The 19,691-nt window shown below is 46.7% G+C and carries 14 protein-coding genes; 3 read left to right on the forward strand and 11 right to left on the reverse strand.

Translation table 11 applies throughout. The features are described 5' to 3' along the window. Positions 1 to 210: 210 nt before the first annotated feature. From RSJ42_RS02250 to RSJ42_RS02260, 3 genes are all read left to right on the forward strand, one after another. Positions 211 to 1,731 (forward strand): DUF4139 domain-containing protein, encoded by a 1,521-nt coding sequence (locus tag RSJ42_RS02250; protein ID WP_410509111.1) that lies wholly within the window; start codon positions 211 to 213, stop codon positions 1,729 to 1,731. 276 nt (positions 1,732 to 2,007) lie between these two features. Then, on the forward strand, positions 2,008 to 3,588 hold the full coding sequence (locus tag RSJ42_RS02255) for an MAST domain-containing protein (protein ID WP_410509112.1): 1,581 nt from the start codon (positions 2,008 to 2,010) through the stop codon (positions 3,586 to 3,588). A 641-nt stretch (positions 3,589 to 4,229) separates the two neighbouring features. Beyond that, positions 4,230 to 5,723, forward strand: a complete 1,494-nt coding sequence (locus RSJ42_RS02260) for a DUF4139 domain-containing protein (RefSeq protein WP_410509113.1) — start codon at positions 4,230 to 4,232, stop codon at positions 5,721 to 5,723. A 311-nt stretch (positions 5,724 to 6,034) separates the two neighbouring features. On the opposite strand, the gene rpsJ is transcribed toward RSJ42_RS02260, so the two are convergent. From rpsJ to RSJ42_RS02315, 11 genes are all read right to left on the reverse strand, one after another. After that, complete coding sequence (rpsJ, locus tag RSJ42_RS02265) at positions 6,035 to 6,343, reverse strand: 30S ribosomal protein S10 (protein WP_011021276.1); 309 nt, start codon at positions 6,341 to 6,343, stop codon at positions 6,035 to 6,037. A gap of 38 nt (positions 6,344 to 6,381) precedes the next feature. After that, the gene (tuf, locus tag RSJ42_RS02270) at positions 6,382 to 7,650 is read right to left on the reverse strand and encodes a translation elongation factor EF-1 subunit alpha (protein WP_410509114.1); all 1,269 of its coding nucleotides are present in this window, start codon (positions 7,648 to 7,650) and stop codon (positions 6,382 to 6,384) included. A 354-nt stretch (positions 7,651 to 8,004) separates the two neighbouring features. Then, entirely contained in the window at positions 8,005 to 10,197 is a 2,193-nt protein-coding gene (locus RSJ42_RS02275; RefSeq protein WP_410509115.1) for an elongation factor EF-2, read from the reverse strand. Positions 10,198 to 10,266: 69 nt separating this feature from the next. Continuing rightward, on the reverse strand, positions 10,267 to 10,836 hold the full coding sequence (locus RSJ42_RS02280; protein WP_410509116.1) for a 30S ribosomal protein S7: 570 nt from the start codon (positions 10,834 to 10,836) through the stop codon (positions 10,267 to 10,269). Continuing rightward, the gene (locus RSJ42_RS02285; protein ID WP_011034194.1) at positions 10,833 to 11,261 is read right to left on the reverse strand and encodes a 30S ribosomal protein S12; all 429 of its coding nucleotides are present in this window, start codon (positions 11,259 to 11,261) and stop codon (positions 10,833 to 10,835) included. The genes RSJ42_RS02280 and RSJ42_RS02285 overlap by 4 nt, the downstream gene beginning before the upstream one ends. 106 nt (positions 11,262 to 11,367) lie before the next feature. Next, the gene (locus tag RSJ42_RS02290) at positions 11,368 to 11,793 is read right to left on the reverse strand and encodes a NusA-like transcription termination signal-binding factor (protein WP_048137975.1); all 426 of its coding nucleotides are present in this window, start codon (positions 11,791 to 11,793) and stop codon (positions 11,368 to 11,370) included. Between the two features lie 19 nt (positions 11,794 to 11,812). Beyond that, entirely contained in the window at positions 11,813 to 12,109 is a 297-nt protein-coding gene (locus RSJ42_RS02295) for a 50S ribosomal protein L30e (protein WP_410509117.1), read from the reverse strand. A 252-nt stretch (positions 12,110 to 12,361) separates the two neighbouring features. Continuing rightward, positions 12,362 to 13,585 carry a DNA-directed RNA polymerase subunit A'' gene (gene rpoA2 / locus RSJ42_RS02300; protein ID WP_410509118.1) on the reverse strand — a complete coding sequence of 408 codons (1,224 nt, stop codon included), beginning with the start codon at positions 13,583 to 13,585 and terminating at the stop codon, positions 12,362 to 12,364. Beyond that, complete coding sequence (locus RSJ42_RS02305; protein ID WP_410509119.1) at positions 13,585 to 16,227, reverse strand: DNA-directed RNA polymerase subunit A'; 2,643 nt, start codon at positions 16,225 to 16,227, stop codon at positions 13,585 to 13,587. The genes rpoA2 and RSJ42_RS02305 overlap by 1 nt, the downstream gene beginning before the upstream one ends. A gap of 14 nt (positions 16,228 to 16,241) precedes the next feature. After that, positions 16,242 to 18,056 carry a DNA-directed RNA polymerase subunit B gene (rpoB, locus tag RSJ42_RS02310; RefSeq protein WP_410509120.1) on the reverse strand — a complete coding sequence of 605 codons (1,815 nt, stop codon included), beginning with the start codon at positions 18,054 to 18,056 and terminating at the stop codon, positions 16,242 to 16,244. 14 nt (positions 18,057 to 18,070) lie between these two features. Next, complete coding sequence (locus RSJ42_RS02315) at positions 18,071 to 19,666, reverse strand: DNA-directed RNA polymerase subunit B'' (protein ID WP_410509121.1); 1,596 nt, start codon at positions 19,664 to 19,666, stop codon at positions 18,071 to 18,073. Positions 19,667 to 19,691: the final 25 nt, after the last annotated feature.

The raw sequence follows: 19,691 nt of genomic DNA on the forward strand, positions 1-19,691 counted from the left end.
ATCTTTTTTAATCGTTTGTCTTTCTTAAATTCTATATTCTGTATTGGTCTATATTACTATAACTGTATCTGGCCTGAATTTATAAAATCTCTGAATATATTTCGAATTTCAGTGTCTGTAGGCTTCCAAATTTCATGAGAAAGTGAGATAACTTCAAGTTTGTCCGCAGTCAAAGTCACATATAAATAAAACAGTGTGCTATTCTCTTTTATGATAACAAGGAAAAGTTACGTATTGTTTGTTCTTTTTTTCGTCGGAATTGCAGCCACAGCTGCAGTGCTTGCTTACCCTGGCTCCAGTGAGAACACGGCACAGGCAGATGGGCGCGAAGCCACTGGTGATAGAGGAGAAATAATTGCTAATCGGATTGAGTCTTCTTCCAGTGTAATAACAAAAATTGAACCTGCGAATCCACTGAAGTTTATTACTGCAGAAGCTGCAGAAACCGATTCAGCTACTGAGGTTACGGTCTATAACACTAACCTTGCCCTGGTGAAAGAACGTCGGGAACTCGATCTGAATACCGGAGTTAATAATATCGAGTACATGGACGTTGCTGCACTTATCGATCCGACTTCAGTTATGTTTGAGGACACAAAAAACAGAAATACTGCCGTGCTTGAACAGAACTACGAATATGATCTGGTAAGCAGTTATAAGCTTCTGGACAAATTCCTTGGTAAAGAAATAACTGCGACTGAAAAGGAAGGGGAAACCTATACAGGCACTCTTCTCAGCCACGACGGCGGGGTTGTGCTCCAGTTGAGCGACGGGAAAGTTGTGAGTATTACAGAAGTCTCCAAATTCGAATTCCCTGACTCCGCAGGTCTGCTTACGAAACCCACCCTGGTCTGGCAGATTTATTCTCCCGTATCAGGCAGCCGTGATGTACTCACATCCTATCTTACTGGCGGCATGAGCTGGAATGCTGATTATATCGTGAAGACAAATGCCGATGACACAAAGGCTGATATCCAGGGCTGGGTAAGCATCGACAATCGGGCCGGGACTACATATGAGGATGCCAGATTAAAGCTGGTTGCAGGTGAGGTCCATCGTATAGCTGTGCCTGAGCCAGGTTATTATGAGGTACCTGTAGAAGCAGAAGAAGAAGCGTACGATGGGGCAAAAGGAGGCTTTGCTGAAGAATCCTTCTTCGAATACCACCTCTACACCCTTGAAAGAGCGGCTACCCTGAGAAATAATGAGGTCAAGCAGATTTCCCTTCTCTCTGCGGATTCCGTGCCAGTTGAAAAGGAACTTATCTTTGACGCCTCAAAAAGCAGTGATGTACAGGTAGTCCTGAACCTGACCAACTCCAGACAAAAAGGACTGGGAATGCCTCTCCCTGCCGGAGTTGTGAGAGTATACAAAGCTGATTCCGAAGGGCAGCTCCAGTTCCTTGGGGAAGACAGTATGGACCACACTCCCAAAGACGAGGAAATTGAGATTGCTGTTGGAAGCGCTTTTGATATAACCGGCACCAGAACCCAGACAGATTACCAGAGGGTGAGCAATGATGTCTGGCGGGAAAGCTACGAAATCGAGTTAAAGAACCACAAGTCTGAAGCCCAGAAAATAAGGGTTGTTGAACGCTTCTATGGAGACTGGGAAATTATGAAAAACTCCGATAATTACAAAAAGACAGACGCTTACACTGCCGAATGGGAAGTAACCGTACCTGCGGACGGTTCGAAAAAGATTACTTTCACAGTGGAACGCACATATTAAATTCCCTGATTTCCTATTTTTTCATGGGATTTACTCCCGGATATCCGGTTTATGGAGCAAAATTTAACTCTTAATCTTATTTTTTTCTTTTCAGGTGCCCGAAAGGTCTGGACTTTACTACGGAAACCTCATTAAAGGCCTTTCAGTATAAGAGATTTTATATGATTGGCTCATATAATTCACTGTTTTAGTTTTTTATTTTCCGATTATTTCTTTTCTCCAGCTCTTTATTTTCAGGCTGGAAAGATCATTGACGATATTTGTGGGTGAGGAAGTATGAAATTGAAGTTGAAACTAAAAGGAGTAGATCTATCTCTATTTTGTATTTTTTTGATCCTGGTCATGGGAATATCTCCTGCTCTTGCCCAGATGGGCCAGGGTGGAAGACCTGCTGGAGGAATGGGCCAGGGAGCAGGCCATGGAATGGGCCAGGGCATGATGAATGGTTACGGGCTTGACCAGTACGACAGCAGATTCGCAGGGTTCGGATCAATGACTTTCGAAGAAGCATGCATCAATTTCGGGATTCCAGTTGAAAACACACTCTCTGACCTCGGACTTCCAGAAAGTATGGATACGCAACTTACAATTCTGGAAATCGAGGAGCGGTACGGAGTTTCAGGGCAGGAAATTGCGAGCTACATAGCCACGAATACAAAGCAGACGCCCGCCTCTCTCAATCCCCGACAACAGGTTATGATGCGCCAGCATGCAGTGCAGGCTGTGAGGGGCACGGGTATGGGGCAGGGGATGTATTTCATGCGTCATGGCCGCTTTGCATATGGGAATTACACCACCTTCAGTTTTGATCCAGATACAGGCGAAGTCAACAACTTTGCGGTTAGCGGGGACCTTATTTTTGATCAGATAACTGTTTCCGGTTTTGCTTTTAAAGAAGAGCGGGTTGCAGGGGCAGTTGCTGTTTACGAAGGCGATGACAGCCAGATTTTCATTCATGATAACCCGATGGGAATAACACAGATCCGGGCTTTTGCCGATAAAACCGTTGTTTTTGACCTTGCAGAAGAAGTGGAAGCAAGCATGGAAACCGAAGTTTCGGATGATTCGGAAGACGCAATTATTGTAAAGGTAACAAAAAATAATTTTGTGGGATACCTTATCGTCTTCAAGAATTCTCTTGCCGCCGCTAGTGGCGACGAGCCTCTCGAAGGGCTTGATGTTGAGGTTTCTGATAACAGGGTCACGGTAACTCTTGTAAACAACAGCGTGGCCATGTTCCGTGCAACTCCCATGAACCCTGCTCTAATGCAGCCGGGATACGTGTACAGTTCTGGTGCTGCACATATTCATCAGGTACTTAACCGGGAAATTGCCCGCGGGAGAGTCGGAGCCGAAATAACACTTCGTGCAGGTGGAAATAATGCATCTGTTGTGAACTATACTTCCGTAGGTGTGCATATCAGAGAAAGGGACAGGGACCGTATAGTGCTCAGGGTAAATTCTGATCTTCCCGAAGGCAGGGTCATCACAGTAAACGTAGACAATGAGACCATCAACCTATCTAACCCCGACCGCATCAGGCTTCACATTGATGGGCAGGTAATAGAGAGAGCCGAAAACATCGATGTTCTCTTTGCCGGCGGAAACCGCCCGCTCTGTCATCTCCTGCAGGAAAATGAAACCGCTACGATGGCTGTCTACATCCCTGAATTCTCGGAACGTGAAATTATAATTGACCTTGAGCCCGAAGACGGTGGAGAAGAAGCTGGAGAAGAAACGGGAGAAGACGAATCTTCTGAAGAGGAAGATGAAGCTAAACCGACACCCGCTTTCGAATTTGGGCTTGGGATTGCGGTAATGACTTCCGCATATGGGTTGAGACGCAGGAGGCAATGAATAGCCTTTTTCAGTCTGTCTAAGTCCAGTATCATTGAAAATGGATGCAAAGGTTGCAGAGTTGAGAAGTGGCAAAATTCAAAATTCTGCACCACATCCCTTATTTTAAAAGATTTACATTTTTGTGAAATGGCAGTCTTTGGTTTTACTTTTTTCATCTCGGAACCCGGGAAGAAAGTTTTTCAGTTTTTCTTGTCACGTCGTGCTGGAGGGAAAAGGAAGCCTGACAGTCAAATAAATTATTCCATTTACCTGAAGGCGGTCTTGAATTCAAGTAACTATTAACACCTCCGCCAGCCTGTCTGGCAGCCCTGCCCAAACAAAGGAGAAAAAGAAGACGGAAGCAAAAGGGAGTAAAAAGAGAATAAAAGCTTTAAAAAATACTAAAGAGCAATAAAATTAGAATTAATTGTTTTTTTAGTTTCTGCATTTAGGGCTATTATTTGCTAATTTCTTCTTTATGTCTTTTCGGGAAAGGCTGCTCTCCTTCGTCGAGCGGGACAAGAACGACACTGTAAAGCGAATGAGGCTGCACAGGTAAGATATATTTGTAACTTATTCCTCTTACCAGAGTTCACTGCCCCAATCCAAAAATTTCATAAATCCATGTATATATAAATCTGAACTCCAATAATCATGCTATGGGAGTGAAGAAGCACTTTTTATGGTTAATTACAGGGCTTATAGGGTTCATGCTACTCTTTTCAGCATATATACCTCTACACACTGAAGGTATTGCCCAGGCAAATGTTTCCGGCAATGAAACTAATCAGACCGCATCATCGGAGATTTCTGCTGAAAACCTAACTGCAAACCCTCTTGAAATTATGGCTTCAGAAGGCATTGAAGCAGGAGAGGATCTGGAACTTACTATTTATGAACAGGGGCTTGCGCTTGTAAAAGAGAGGCGGGAAATTGAGCTTGAAAGCGGGGAAAACCGCGTGGAATATACAGGCATTGCATCAGGGATTATCCCTGCGTCGGTTATGGTAGAAGATCCTGAAAGTGATGAGGTGTTTGTCCTCGAACAGAACTATGAGTACGACCTCCTGAGCAGTTCAAGTTTGCTTGAAAAATATCTCGGCAGGGAAATTACGGTAGTGGGTACAGATGGTGAGGCCTATACGGGCAGACTGCTCAGCCATGAGGAAGGAGGAATTGTCCTCGAGACTGAAACAGGAGAAGCTGTAGTGCTTCGGGAAGTCTCAAAGGTAGAATTGCAGAATGCCTCAGAGCTTTCAACAAAACCAACTATTGTCTGGCAGATTTATTCTCCTGCCTCAGGGACGCATGAGCTCCTTACTTCTTACCTGACAGAGAACATAAACTGGGAGGCAAATTATGTCCTGAAGAGCAATGAAGATGATACGCAGGCTGATATGAAAGGCTGGGTGAATATTGAAAACAAAGCAGGAATAACCTATGAAAATGCTTCTCTAAAACTGGTTTCCGGAGAAATAAACCGCGTATCTCCGCCGGTGCAGCCCTTGCCTGCTGACCGTGCCGGAGAAGCGGCAGTTGAAGACGAGGCAGTACCCTCCTTTAACGAAGAAGCTTTTTCCGAATACCATCTCTATACCCTTGAGAGACCTGCAACTCTGAGAAACAATCAGGAAAAGCAGATTTCACTTTTCTCTGTGGATTCAGTGCCTGTAGAAAAAGAGCTCATTTATGACAGCACTCTGAGCGAGCGTATCCGAAATTACCTTACCCTTGAAAACACCAACGAGACAGGACCTGGAATGCCTTTGCCGGCAGGCGTTGTAAGAGCCTATAAAACCGATTCTGCGGGAGTGATACAGTTTCTGGGCGAAGACAGTATAAAACATACTCCTGTGGGCGAGGAAATAAGAGTGTCTACAGGTTCAGCCTTCGACCTTAGAGCCACAAGAAACCAGACTGACTATCAGAAAATAAGCGACAACGTAGAAAGGGTCAGCTACGAAATTCGAATTAATAACAGCAGAGCTGAACCGCAGGATGTGACTGTGGTTGAGCATCTCTATGGAGACTGGGAAATTCTGGAAAATTCAGATGAGTATAAAGAAACCGATGCTTTCACCATAGAATTCAGAATAGCGGTTCCTGCAAATGGCACAAAAATTATTTCCTACACCGTAGAGAACAGGTTTTAACCGGAAGCTGATGGGAACCGATAGAAAATCTGACAGAAAAATTCGATAGAAAGTCTGATAGAAAAGAAGCTAAATGCTGGAAAATAATAGCCGGAAAATTCAGAGGAAAATTTTACAAAATCTTAGAATAAGAGAAAATCTTAGAAGGAGAGAAATTTGCAGAATCTCCGGTGGCTGAAAAAGCCCTCACAGGGGCAGCCGCCGGCAAATTTCTCTAAAGTGGATAAAGTAAATATTCAGGAATAACGAAGTAAAAGGAAAATTTGCAAGACCGGGTACAGAATTGTTCTGTAGCCTGGCGTTTTTTGCATTTATCCTTCGAGGACAATCTCGATGTTTATGTCCTTGGGGACCTGGATTCTCATGAGCTGACGAAGTGCTCTTTCATCGGCTGCTATGTCGATGAGCCTCTTGTGTACGCGCATTTCCCAGTGGTCCCAGGTTGCAGTCCCATCACCGCTTGGACTCTTCCTTGTGGGGACAACAAGCTTCTTTGTTGGAAGTGGAACAGGTCCTGAAATGTTAACTCCTGTTCTTTCCGCAATTGACTTTACCTGGTTACAGACTCCGTCCAGATCCTTGGGACTGATGCCTGACAATCTTATTCTAGCTTTTTGCATAACCTTTTTTCTCCTTAAAAAATGAAAAAAGGAGAGTGTTATTTCTGCTTAACACTCATGCACATGCCTGCGGCAATTGTCATACCCATGTCACGGATAGCGAACCTGCCGAGCTGTGGAATTTCTTTTACGGGCTCGATGACCATCGGTTTTGTTGGTTTGATGGTAACGATTGCTGCGTCTCCGGCCTTAATGAAGGTCGGGTTTTCTTCCTTAACCTGTCCGGATTTCGGGTCCAGCTTCTTGTCAAGAGAGATCAGCTGGCATGCGATCTGGGAGGTGTGGGCGTGGAAGACAGGTGTGTAGCCTGCAGTAATTGCGGAGGGGTGCTGAAGGACGACGATCTGTCCGACAAACTCGTCAGCGACCTTTGGTGGGTTGTCAGCGTGACCGCAAACGTCTCCTCTGCGGACATCGTTCTTGCCGATACCACGTACGTTCCAGCCGATGTTGTCTCCAGGGACTGCCTGTGGAATTTCTTCGTGGTGCATCTCAATTGACTTAACCTCACCGCCGGCTCCGCCGGGCATGAAGACTACCTTGTCACCTTTCTTCATTACACCGGTTTCAACTCTGCCTACAGGCACAGTTCCGATACCGGAGATTGTGTATGCATCTTCGACAGGAACCCTGAGAGGAAGAGTGGATGGTTTTTCTGGTTGCTTGAGGTTGTTAAGAGTGTCCATCATGGTGGGGCCCTTGTACCAGGGAGTCTTGTCGCTGTTCTTTACAATGTTGTCGCCATAGAATGCGGAGGTTGGAACGAAGGGGATTTCACTTGGCTTGAACCCGATCATTTTCAGGATACCGGATACCTGCTCAACGACTTCCTTGTATCTCTTCTCACTGTACTCTACTGCGTCCATCTTGTTGACTGCAACGATAAGCTGGTTGATACCGAGGGTTCTGGAAAGGAAGATGTGTTCCTTGGTCTGGGCCATGACACCATCAGGGGCTGCAACGACGAGAACTGCAGCGTCAGCCTGGGAAGCGCCTGTAATCATGTTCTTAACGAAGTCACGGTGACCAGGGCAGTCCACGACTGTAAAGTAGTATTTGTCAGTGTCGAATCTCTTGTGAGCGATGTCAATTGTAATACCTCTTTCACGCTCTTCCTTAAGAGAGTCCATAACCCATGCGAATGCGAAGGATTCCTTACCCTTCTGTTTTGCTTCTTCTCTGAACTTATCGATGATATGTGGAGGTACAGCTCCTGCATCATACATTAAGCGTCCTACGAATGTGGACTTTCCATGGTCAATGTGACCAATCACTGCTAAATTCATGTGTGGTTTGTCTGCTGCCATTTATTATTCTCCTTTATAAATTCTGGATGAGTTTCAATGCTATATTAAATCATAGTATATTAATATTAGGGCAGATCTCGTAATGATTAGACCTTCTCCGGTCTTCTTTCAACCATTACTCAATGTTTCCCGATTTGAACATTTATCGGGTCGACGTAATCTGAATTTCCAGCGGCCTGGACTGTTTTCCCCATTATAGGCATATCTTGTTTTAAACCTTTCCCATAGACGAAACTCTAAGAAAATTCTGAAATCTTCTATTTGAAGATTTCCGATATTTTCCTTTCCAAATCTGCAGGAAATTTTGCCTGAAGAGGTTTGTAACTCAAATGGAGAGAAGCGGAAAAATTCCGCTTACATTGAAAGGTAGTCAGAAGCTTTTGGCAGGTCCTTCTTCAGGCCCTTCCTTTCTCTAATCTGACCGACAATTTCGTTCAGGATGCTTGAAGGTACAACGTCAAAGCCTCCGAACTCCGTGCTCCACATAGCACGCCCTTCGGTTGCGGACCTGATTTCTCCGGCAAATCCAAACATCTCAGCCACAGGTACTCTGGCCTCTATAATTGCCAGGTCACCTTCCGTGGTCATGTTAAGGATAACACCGCGGCGGCCCTGAAGTTCTTTTGTTGCACCGCCCATAAGGAGCTGGGGTACCTGAACAAAGACCTTCTGGTAAGGCTCAAGCAGACTGTCTTCTGCCATGAGCATGCCTGCCTGGATTGCCTGCCTTGATGCAGGGATAATCTGGGCCGGACCTCTGTGGATTGCGTCTTCGTGGAGTTTTGCATCCACAAGCACGCACTTTACGTTTGCTACAGGCTCTCTGGTGAGCGGACCTGCACGCATAACTTCTTCAAACCCATCGAGCACCAGTTCCATGGTTTCGTTAAGGTACTGGATACCCTTCGTCATATCGATGAAGATATTGGAGTTGAAGATGCCGACAATGCCTTTTGCCTGTTCTTTGTCCATGCCGAGCTCAATGAGTTTCTGTCTCCTCTCAAGTTCAGGCATATTCATGCTGACTTCCCCTTCCTTGATTGCGCTGACAATCTCGGTGTCAAGGGGCTCGACATAGATATAGAACCTGTTGTGCCTGTTCGGAGACTTTCCTTCAACAGCCTCGATCTTTTTCTTAATTGTTTCTCTATAAACGACAATCGGCTTGCTCGTGGTAATTTCCACGTTTTTGTCCCTTTCGATCCTGTGGGCGATAACTTCCAGGTGAAGTTCTCCCATACCTGCCATCAGGTGCTCCCCGGTTTCCTCATCCAGGGTAATCTGGAGGGTCGGGTCTTCCTTTGCGACCTGTCTGAGAACCTCTATAAGTTTGGGAAGGTCTTTGGTGTGTTTGGCTTCGACAGCCACGGTCACCACAGGTTCGCTTACGTGCCTGATGCTTTCGAAAGGAGTCATACCATCAAGTGTGGTTACGGTAGAACCTACGATTGCGTCTTTTAGACCGGTAACTGCAGCAATGTTTCCTGCAGGAATCTTGTCCACTTCAAGTCTTTCCGGACCCATGAAGATACCCACCTGCTGGACTCTGCTCTTCTTCGCAGTTCCTGAGGTGTATACTTCCATACCACGGGTAAGAGAACCGCTGAACAGCCTTCCTGTTGCAACTTCTCCTGCGTGGGGGTCAACGGAAATATCAGTCACCATGAATGCAAGGTCTCCATCTGCATTTGCATGGGTCATGGACTTCCCGATTTCGGAGTTTTCGTCTCCGTGCCAGATGACCTTTACCCTGCCCTGCTGAGCTACAAGTGGGTTTGGCAGGAAGTGAATAACCATGTCAAGGACAGCTTCGTGCAGAGGGCATTTTTCTGCAAGAGTCTTCATATCTCCGGCTTTACAGTAATTAAATACATCATTGAAGGAAACCCCGGTCTTCTTCATCATAGGCACACTGATTGCCCAGTTGTAAAGGGCTGACCCGAAAGCTACGGTCCCGGCTGCAGCATCTACTTTCCAGCCTGCCTTGAACTTTTCGGGGTTCATGTTCTTGATGAGCTTGTTCACGTGGTCAATGACTTTTCCGAGGCGGACCTGCATTTCCTGAGAGTCGACCTGCAGCTCATTGATAAGCCTGTCTACCTTGTTAACGAAAAGCACGGGCCTTACATGTTCCCTGAGAGCCTGCCTCAGCACAGTCTCTGTCTGGGGCATAGTGCCTTCTACTGCGTCAACTACCACTACCGCACCGTCTACAGCTCTCATGGCACGGGTAACGTCTCCACCGAAGTCAACGTGACCTGGAGTGTCGATAAGGTTAATCAGGTAGTCTTCATTATCAAATGTGTGAACCATGGAAACGTTGGAGGCATCAATTGTAATACCTCTTGCCTGTTCCTCTTCATCGGAGTCCATGAACAGCTGTCTTCCGGCAAGTTCCTTCGAAATCATGCCAGCGCCTGCTAACAGGTTGTCCGATAATGTGGTCTTTCCGTGGTCAATGTGTGCAACGATTCCGATGTTTCTGATCCTCTCGGGATCATTCATGAGCGTTGTCACACGCTCGACCATTTTCTTTCTTCGTCCCATGCTAATACCTTTTAAGTGAAATGTGAATGATTATATGTTATTTTTGAGTGGGGAAAGGCCCGGATAAGATTAACGGGCTGCCTTCGCAACTCTTTCCTTTGCATCCTTTCTGTTGATAGAGAAGGCTTTTGTATCGCGGTTTGCTGCGCCTATGAGTTCGGTTGCCAGACATTCTCCAACAGAGCGCTTGGATTTAAAGGCTGCGGCATTTGTCCCCATGCTGATGTAACGCAGGGCAGTGTCAACGCGCCTCTGGGGTGCGGTGTCAACTGCTTTTGGAACAGATATTCCGCCGTATTTCAGCCTGACTACCTCTTCCCTGGGTCCTGCATTGGCAATGGCGTCAACAAGAACCTGGATAGGGTTCTGCTTTGTTTTTCTGTTGATGATGTCAAAAGCTTCTTCAACTGCGCGAAGAGTAACCTGCTTCTTTCCGCTGTTGATTTCTGTCCTCATGAGGTTGTTTGCAAGGCGCTCTACAATCGAAATTTCGGATTTGTTAAACTGCTGCCTGGCATGTTTCCCGCTGCTGTGAGGTACAATTACAGGGGCAAGGCTGACATAGCGCTTAATCCCGAGGTCTCTGACCTCAACTTCCGTAGGGTCCCATTTCCCAAAAATCTTGTACAAAAAAATCATCTCCTGGGTTTTTCCAATCTGCCGATAACCAGCTGGTTCAGGGACACATTATTTACGGCAATTACTTTGAAACGTACGCCGGGAATGTCACCCATAGCACCACCCATGCGGCCTCCGATCCTTTCCACGGTAACTTCGTCGTGCTCGTCAATAAAGTTGACTGCACCGTCTCCCGGACAGAAAGCGGTAACCTGACGCCCGTTTTTAATGAGCTGGATTCTTACGCATTTTCTAATTGCAGAGTTCGGCTGTTTGGCTTCAACTCCCACTTTCTCTAATACAATGCCCCGACCCTGAGGTGCACCACCAAGCGGGTCAGCTTTCACGTTCAGACCAAGAACACGCCTGCCGTAGTATGTATCTTTCCAGCGGGCATCCTTCCTGGTTTGTTTGAGTATATTAGCTGCATATTTTCCTTTAGCCATAGTAAATTCTCCAGTTAATAATTGATCACAGTTTCCTGATTTGGCACTAATGCCAGAATTATCCTTCAACGCCGGATTAATGGATCAAACGTAAAGTAAGGGGATATTACTGCAGGATCACGTCTTCTATAGTGTGATGGCGACGTGCAAGCATCTTAACTTTCTCTATATTTTTGCCGTTGCGACCGATGGCAAGCCCCTTCTCTTTATTGGGTACCTCTACATAAGCTAATCGCTTGCCATTTTTATTTGTAAGGTTCACCGAACTTACGGATACCGGTCCGAAGGCGTTCTTAATAAAGGTTACAGGATCTTCCGAATACTCGACAAGCTCAATGGGTTTGTCCAGGGCTTTTTTAACACGGTTTATATTCTCCCCGTTTTTGCCTATTGCAAGCCCCATATCGCCCTGCTTTACGACATATACGAGCCTTTCCTCTTCCGGGATACAGTCGAGTATTTTTGCCCGCGTCATGTTTTCAAACAATGCAATGTACTGGATGCTTTCTGCAGTAAGTCTTATTTCACCCAAGACGTTGCAACTCCTTTTATCAAGCTGTAGCTGCCAGTATATCCGATTCGCCTGCATCAAGGATTGCCATGGCTGCAATCGTGAAGGGCTTTCCGCATACGGGCCCGAGTTCTACACTTGTGCCTTCGTATTCAAGAACCGGAACATTTGTTTCCTGAACTTTCTTCTTAACATCTTCTGGGCAGTTTGATGCCAGGACAACCATTTTTGCTGAGCCGTCTGCTGCTGCATCAACGGTCCTGTTGGCTCCGATTATTACTTTTCCTGTTTTCACAGCCTTGATAAGGGATTTATCAACATTGATCTTCATTTTCATCAACTCTCGTCTCAAATTAGCTCTTCTACTCTATCTCTTTCTAAATAAAGATTCCAAGCTCGGTGAGTATATGGTACTCTAAATACCTGATGCCTTATATCAATTTTCTGGTTATGAGCCTCGCACGACTCAAGTTTCTGCAGCAGGATTTGATGAGGTTTGTTAAGGTAATATACACCTGATCTGGACTCGTCCTGTATCAGATTATACATTTAAATAATTATAGGTCGTGCCGGAGTTTTTCTCCGGTTCTTACTCCCCTTCGGCTTCAACTTCTTCTGCCGATTCGATTTCAGGCGCTACTTCCACCACTCTCTCTGCTTTCCTGCTTATCAGGTGTACGTCTCCAGTACCCATGCGGATCGGCTGGCCTACAATGATGTTTTCCGTAACACCCTGGAGTTCATCCACATATCCGCGCATACCTGCATCAAGCAAATGGTTGACGGTAACTTCGAAAGCCGCACGGGCAAATACACTTGCCTTTTCACCTGAAATTCCGTGCCTGCCTATCTGTTTTACTTCCCCGTCCGAGGTCATAAGGTCTGCCACAAGCATGATGTGCCTTATATCCACGGTAAGACCCTGTTCACGCAGGGTGTCCGTAGCTTCCTTGATGATCGCGTTTCTTGCAGCCTCGATTCCAAGCACTTCGTAAATTTCATTGATGTTATTCGTGCTGGTCCTGGTCCTGTCCACACCCTCAAACTGGAGGACTTCACGGAGAGCTGATCCTTCCGTATAAAGGGTGTACTCTTCGCCCTCTTTTCGGACCACTACTCTTTTAATTCCTTCTATACCTTTAAGGGTGACATTGTGGATGCTTTTTGCAAGCTGGAGCAGTTCCCTGTAAGAAGGCTCTCCCGGAGTGATAACGATCTGGTTATCAATATCAGGGGAAATACTGACAAGAACATTCAGTTCTTCATTGAATTTCTCTTTTACCTGGTCTATTGTAATATTCCTGCCTTCCATTGCTTTTTCGTGCAGGTCTATTATTAGCTTCATCTGGGAAAGGTCAGTTGTAACGTCTGCGATGTGGTCGATTTTGGTTGCTTCAATCTCCCATGCAAGAGCTCTTGTCTTTTCCCTGTCGTAAGCATAGTCTTCAGGGTTTTCTTTGGAAAGGGCGATTGTCATCATAGGAGTGCTCGGGATCTTCCTCGCATCCACGATTTCAATAAGGCGGGGAAGACCGAGAGTAACGTTAATCTCGGCCACACCGGCGTAGTGGAAAGTACGCATCGTCATCTGAGTGCCCGGTTCCCCTATTGACTGGGCTGCAACAACGCCAGCTGCGTCACAGGGCTCGATGCACGAGACAGAATATTCTTCCATTACCTTTTCTATTATCTCTTCCATTTCCTTCTTGCTTACTCCGGCTTTTATGACATCTTCTTTCAGAGTTTTTAAAATGTTATTCGGAAGCGGAAGGTCCTTTAACATGCTGTCTACTGTGGCTTCGCTGATGCTCATTATGCCACCTCCCTGTTTACTACGGAACGGACAATCCTGTGGATTGTGTCGGGTTTGCTGAAATCACTCTTTGTCGGGTTAATTCCATCTTCCCCGTACTTGAACTGGACAAGCACGCCTCTGGTGTCTCTTACCGTAAGGTCATACTGGACCTCAAGATCCTGAAGGGCATTGACAAGTCTTCTCTGCAGGTAACCTGACTGTGATGTCCTGACCGCAGTGTCCACAAGACCTTCTCTACCACCGATAGCGTGGAAGAAATACTCTGTCGGGTTGAGCCCGCTCTTGTAGCTTGCCTTAACGAACCCGTGTGCATCGGATCCCAGGTCTCCTTCCTGGAAATGGGGCAGGGTTCTGCCTGCATATCCTCTGCGGATGCGTTCACCACGAACCGCCTGCTGTCCGACACAGGCTGCCATCTGAGTAAGGTTAAGGATAGAACCTCTGGCTCCTGAACGAGCCATGATAACTGCAGGGTTTTCAAGACCCATGTGGCTGTCTGCAATTCCACCGGTCTTGTCTCTGGCCTTTCCGAGTTTCTGCATTATGCTCATTTCAATGGTTTCATCAAGGGTTCTTCCAGGGAGAGGGTCAAGCTCTTTATTTATATATGATTTGATAAGGTTCTGCACGGCGTCTTCAGCTTCAGAGAGAACTTCATTGATCTGGATTCTGGCTTCTTTTGGAATATCTTCATCAGCTATTCCAAAACTCAGGCCTGTGCGCATGATAGCCCTGATTGCAAGCTTTGTCATGTCATCCACAAAGCGAGCTCCGGCTTCCGGGCCGATTTCCTTAATGATGCGGTCCTGAACCTTTCCTTTGAAAGCCCCTATTGCAGCTTCGTCTATCGTGCCCATAAGAAGTTTTCCATCCCGGATTACCACATAGGCATCGTTAGAGCATTCTTGTTTCTTGCAGGTATCACAGTGAGAGCAGACCTGGGCTGTGAACTCTGCATTGAGACCTTCGGGCAGGATCTGGCTGAAGATCTGTTTTCCTGTCCAGTAAGGTTTTCCGTACTCGTCATGGCCTGCAGGTTCAGGCAGGCTACGTGCACTGCTTTTTCTCAGAAGGTCGTAAGCATCGTAACTGGAAATTTTGTTTTCATTACGGGTCAGCAGGAAAAGCCCTGAAATGTGGTCGTGAATCCCACCTATAATGGGACCTCCGAAACGTGGGGAGAGAATGTTCTCCTGAACCTGCATGAGGATCTTTGCCTCAGCCCTCGACTCTTCAGTCTGGAGGGCGTGCATGTTCATTTCGTCGCCGTCAAAGTCAGCGTTATATGGAGGGCAGACCGCAGGGTTCAGCCTGAAAGTTTTGTTCGGCAGCACCTTTACAGAGTGTGCCATGATACTCATTTTGTGCAGGGACGGCTGCCTGTTGAAAAGAACGGTGTCACCGTCTTTTAACTGGCGTTCCACAGTCCAGCCGAATTCCAGCTTTTCGGCAAGGTCGTCCTTGTTCATATTGGTTACTTTTATACGCCTTCCGTCAGACCTGAACACATAGTTTGCACCGGGATGGATATCTTCCCCGTTCCTTACATAGACCTTGAGCTGTTCGATGTTCCTTGGGGTTACCACTGCAGGCATTGTGAGAATCTTTGCAATGGGCATAGGGACACCGACTTCGTTTATGCTGAGGTTCGGGTCAGGAGATATAACGGTACGTGCAGAGAAGTTAACACGTTTACCTGACAGGCTTCCCCTGAACCTTCCTTCCTTACCTTTTAAACGCTGGGAAAGGGTCTTGAGAGGTCTGCCTGATCTGTGCCTTGCAGGCGGGATTCCTGAAACCGAGTTGTCAAAGAATGTAGTAACGTGATACTGGAGAAGCTCCCATAAGTCTTCAATAATAAGCTGCGGAGCTCCTGCTTCCCTGTTTTCCTGGAATCTCTGGTTGATCCTGATAATGTCTACCAGCTTGTGGGTAAGGTCGTCTTCACTGCGCTGCCCGGATTCAAGTGTAATTGAAGGGCGCACTGTAACAGGAGGTACAGGAAGAACTGTAAGGATCATCCATTCGGGCCTTGCGTTCTTCGGGTCCATCCCTATGACTCTTATGTCCTCGTCAGGGATGTTCTCGAAGCGGTCCCTGATCTCAGTAGGAGTCAGCTTTTCTCCGTTTTCCAGGTATTCACTGGGCTTTTCGAATTTAATTTCGAGCTGCTCTTCGTTACAGTAAGGGCAGTTCTTTACCTTGCTGGCTTCTTTATAAACTTCGTTAATCAGGTCATCAGGCATGTGCCCGATTTCTTCAATTGCAGTGAGCTGGTCAAGAAACTGCTGTTTCTGGGCCTGTTCCAGCAGAAGCCTGCTGCATTTCCTGCAGGTTGCTCTGAGGAGTTTTCTGATTATTTTGTTGAAACCTACGTGGACAACAGGAGCGACAAGTTCGATGTGCCCGAAGTGTCCGGGACACTCGCCTGCCCTGCCTGAACAGGTCTTGCAGCGAAGCCCGGGGTCAATAACCCCGAGTTTTGTGTCCATAAGCCCCATGTCAATTGGAAATCCGTCATCATCGTAAGTGTCAGCCGTGATAATAGGGGTTGCACTCATCTTACGGATTTCTTTTGGGGACATTAAACCGAATTTGATAGAAGCAATTCTTTTAGGAATTGGAGGTACGTTTGCCATATGTCCACCTCACTTTATACAGCATCTTCAAGGTTAAGCCTGGGAGCAACTCCGAGGGACTTAATTTCGTCCAGTAACAGCTTGAACGCATAGCTCATCTCTACAGGGTATATATCAGTGTCAGCACCGCAGGCTGAACAGAAAGCTACGTTCCGCTGCTTGTCGAATGTTGCAATCATTCCACAGTGCGAGCAGACAAGTTCCACCACTTTGTCAGACTCGTCAAGCAATCTTTCTTTTAGGGACATGGCAGCTCCGTGCCCTACCAGCACATCACGCTCCATTTCACCGAACCTGAGACCTCCTTCCCTTGCTCGACCCTCAGTCGGCTGGCGGGTAAGGACCTGTACGGGTCCGCGGGACCTTGCGTGCATCTTGGAAGTAACCATGTGGTGCAGTTTCTGGTAAAGGATAACACCAACGAAAACATCTGCAGGGATCATCCTGCCTGTTGCCCCATCATAAAAAATCTCTTTTCCTGTGTGGGCAAAACCGTGCTTTTTAAGAGCTTCTCTTAAGTCTTCTTCGTTTTCTCCAGAGAAGGCTGTTGCATTAACTCTCCTGCCTTCCATGGAACCTACCTTCCCGCCAATCATTTCCAGGACGTGTCCTACAGTCATACGTGATGGAATTGCGTGCGGGTTAATCATCAGGTCAGGAGTTAAGCCTGATTCCGTAAACGGCATGTCTGCAATAGGGACCTTTAAGCCGATAACGCCTTTCTGCCCGTGCCTGGAAGCGAATTTGTCTCCAATGTCAGGGATCCTTTCGTCCCTTACCTTTACCTTTGCAAGGCGGGTTCCGTTAATGGATTCCGTAAGGATAACGGTGTCCACAATCCCTGTTTCGTTGGATCTCATTGTAACAGAGCTTTCTCTCCTCTGTTCAACTGCAATCCCGAAATCCGAAGGCTCTTCAAGGAACCTTGGGGGGCTGGTTTTTCCTATAAGCACATCATTAGGGCCTACAGGGGTCTCAGGATTCACAAGCCCGTCTATGTCCAGGTTTGCATATGCATCAGCGCTGCGGGCTCCACGGTATTCCGAGTCAGGAATTTCGAATTTGTCTTCCTGCCCGCCAGGATACCTTCTTTCTTCACCTTCAAAGGTCCTGAGGAAGTGGCTTCTCCCAAGCCCTCTTTCTATTGAACCCTTATTGAAAATCAGGGCGTCCTCAATGTTATACCCTTCATAAGACAGGACTGCTACTACAAAGTTCTGGCCTGCGGGTCTGTCATCGAAACCTATTGCTTCAGAAGTTCTGGTTCTTGTAAGCGCTCTCTGCGGATAGTGAAGGACGTGGGCACGAGTATCAGGTCTTAACTTCTGGTTTGCAGTGGAGACTCCGATACACTGCTTGATCATGGCTGCACCCATGGTATTACGCGGAGATGCATTGTGTTCCGGGTAAGGGACCATTCCCGTACAGATCCCTAACATAAGTTCGGGATCTATCTCCATATGGGTGTGCTTGTCCGTAATGTCAGCCTCGTAGAGAGCAATATATGCATTTTCTTCTTCTTCAGCATCAAGGTACTCTACGCAGCCTTCTTTTACAAGGTCGTCGAAAACGATTTCCTTGCTCCTCAATTTCTGCACATGTTCCTCGGTCACTTTGGGAACGCCATTTTCCACAACCAGGAGAGGTCTTCTTGCCCTCCCCATATCGGAGTTTATAATTACTTCCCTGGTACTGTCATTTAGAGCTATATTGACCTGTCTGGATATGAATCCCTGCCGCCTCATTTTTCTGAGCTCTTCTACGAGTTCCGCAGGGTTGTCATGAGTCCCGACGAGCTCTCCGTTTATGAATACTTTTGCTTTAGCCATCTGACATCAACCCCTCAGTCACCATACATAGATCCAGAGTCGTCCATATCTGAATAATCGTAGAAATCATCATCTTTGTATTTGGTTTCGGGTTCAGGAGTTTCTTCAAACTCTTCAACAATTTCTTCCCCAAATTCATCGAGTAATATTTCTTTAATTTTTACCGGGATCTCTGGCATTTTCACGACTACTTTCTCAACATTAAGGTCGTAGAGTATTTTCTTTATGTTCTCTGTTTCTTCAGTTCCTGTGGAGAGTTCGACCATTTCGGCGAAGTTTTTAACAAGGCCACAATTCGGACCTTCCGGGGTTTCCGAAGGACAGAGACGACCCCACTGAGTTGCATGAAGGTCACGGGCTTCGAAGTGGGGCTGGGCACGGGAAAGAGGAGAAATCACACGGCGCAGGTGAGAAAGCGTGGAAATGTAATCGTTCCTGTCAAGAAGCTGGGAAACACCTGTCCTTCCTCCGACCCAGTTACCTGTTGCCAGGGGATGCTGCAGGCGGTCGGTAAGAACATCTGCCCTGACAATTGTGGCGACGTTAAGCTCCCTGTTCCTCATGTTTGCGCGTTCGAGCTGGTATTTTATGTCCCTTGCCAGCCTGTTAAAAGATACCCTGAAAAGGTCTTCCATCAGGTCGCCTGCGAGTTTAAGCCTCTTATTTGCGTAGTGGTCTTTGTCGTCTTCAGTACGCTTGCCAAGTGCGAGTTCAAAACAGGACTCTGCCATTCTTGCCAGGAAATGAGCTTTTGAGATCCTGTCTCTGACATCGTTTCCGAGGTGGGGGAAGAGATACCTGTCAATTACATAGTTTGCTCTCTTTATCTGGTATTCCTTGGCCTGCCCTGCAGCAACCCTTGCCCCGATCTTTTCTATCGCTTCTTCCTGGGTTTCGACTTCGGCTTCTTCAAGGTTTTCCAGCATGAACTTGATAATCTCAGGGTCACTTGAAACTGCATTTACGATATCCTCGTCAGTTACTATCCCGAGAGCCCTCATAAGTGTAATAAAGAAAACTCTGCCGGATATCGAAGGGAAAGAAACCTCAAGCAGGGACTTTCTTCCTCTTTCCACAATTACGAGTGCTCTGTATCCTCTTTTCTGAGAGAATACCTTTGCAACCTCTATGGCATCGCCGTAACGTTCCCCGTATTCTACAAGGATTTTGTTGGGGGCAAGGTCTTCGAGGGTCATAACTACCCTTTCAGTACCACCGATAATGAAATATCCCCCCGGGTCAAGAGGGTCTTCTCCATAGCGGACTTTTTCTACCTCGCTTAGCCCGAGAAGGTTGCAGATTTTGGACTTGACCATAACAGGAAGCTGCCCTATCTTTGCTTCCATTGCCTCTGACTCTATCCCGTCTTTTACGACACTCATTTCCAGATATAGAGGGCCTGAGTACGAAAGGTTTCTGAGCCTACCTTCATTCGGGTAAAGCTTTTCGATCGCTCCGTCTGCCTCCTTTACCACCGGATGTTCTACCCGGATCTTGCCGAGCTTGAGATAAGTGTCCTCAATATCGGTTTCTATTATTCTCTGTTCATCAATTATCTTTTGCAGCCCGTAATCTATAAACTTGTTAAATGAGTCTATATGATGCTGCACTATCTTGTCCCGTGTAAAATAGGCC

Origin of the sequence: Methanosarcina hadiensis (genome assembly GCF_046529725.1) — an archaeon.
Lineage (GTDB): Archaea > Halobacteriota > Methanosarcinia > Methanosarcinales > Methanosarcinaceae > Methanosarcina > Methanosarcina hadiensis.